Below are 1,269 nucleotides of genomic sequence, written 5' to 3'. Positions count from 1 at the left end.
ATATAAACACACTGTTGACATATAACGTGATATTATAACTAAGAAGTAAAACATTGCAATTAATTACTGCTATCTTATTGATTAATATTATATAAATTATAGATAGAGTGATTATGTATCAATGCACATGTCTTGCATGGCTGCATCGTAATTCTCGGTCAGACTTGTTTGCATTTGACACAATCCTTGTCCTGAAATTCTTTCATTTCTGTCTCTTGAGTCGTCATCGCTGTCTGAATCTGATCCTGACATGCATTCATCTATCTTTTTCATTACCAGCTTTTTGATAATGTCTTTGTTCTTTGCTGTGAGCTTCATTCCTTGAGCCTTCTTGTGTAATGCATCTGGGTATATCTGATCGATAAGCTCATCGTCCAGTTCTTTGACAAACGAATGCTCTATCCCCATCTTCTGTATCCAGTGTCTCTTTTCGACATGATATGAAGAACTAGATGTACTCGGATCGCACTTAGGGATGACTACAGTTGCTATTGTCCCATTGGATTCTTCATAATCGGCATCAATTTTATCATTCTTAACCAATGATTTGATCTCATTCTTTGTTTCATTGTTGTCATCTTTGCGGTCTGTAGACTTGATCTCATCTCGGATCTCTTTCATGAAACGCTCCATATTGGACCGAAACGACATCTTCCATGTCTTCCTTGATAGACTTTAGCTCTTTAGAAATGGATGTCATTAAATCCTCTGATTTCTTGACTTCCTTGTTTATCTTTCCTGCTGCTGTTTGTAGGAATTTTGTTTCCATCTTCAATTCTGACATGGCGCCTGATATGGTTGGGATAATCTGAGTCTGGTTTGCAATGATGATTCCTTTACATACCAGTATAAGCAGTTGTGTGAGACAGATTCATCAGTCAGCCCTTTCAAAATCTGATTCTCCATAGGGATAGTATAACTGACTCCTTCTGTGTCACAGATAACCTTAAGATCAGCTATCAAATCTTCCTTAGCATTTGGATGATAAGGCTCATGGCCATCATAACCATTAACATCGTCATCACCATTTTCTTCCTGTAGTTCATCCAGATCAGGCAATTCTTCATCATCCGAGCCAACATTATCATCATCAAGATCATCCACCATATCATCCTCAAAATCATCTTCGCCGACATTAGACATATTGATATCCAGTTTAGGATTTGGGAGATCACTAAAATCAAGATCAGCCATCTCAGACAAGTTGGATTTATAAATGTCGTTACTGACTTAAAAATTATTTCAGGTGTATTTATACTTTATTAAAAT

At 36.7% G+C, this 1,269-nt stretch carries 2 protein-coding genes; both read right to left on the bottom strand.

Features of this window, described 5'->3' with window-relative positions; all coding sequences use genetic code 11:
* Positions 1-111: 111 nt before the first annotated feature.
* Positions 112-621 (bottom strand): hypothetical protein, encoded by a 510-nt coding sequence (locus G5S52_RS24495; protein ID WP_165018881.1) that lies wholly within the window; start codon positions 619-621, stop codon positions 112-114.
* 150 nt (positions 622-771) lie between these two features.
* On the bottom strand, positions 772-1,194 hold the full coding sequence (locus G5S52_RS24490) for a hypothetical protein (RefSeq protein WP_165018879.1): 423 nt from the start codon (positions 1,192-1,194) through the stop codon (positions 772-774).
* Positions 1,195-1,269 lie beyond the last annotated feature (75 nt).

The sequence above is a fragment of the Grimontia sedimenti genome, from assembly GCF_011045095.1.
Lineage (GTDB): Bacteria > Pseudomonadota > Gammaproteobacteria > Enterobacterales > Vibrionaceae > Enterovibrio > Enterovibrio sedimenti.
Note: the sequence above shows the minus strand (reverse complement) of the source record. Positions and strands in the feature narration are given on the sequence as shown.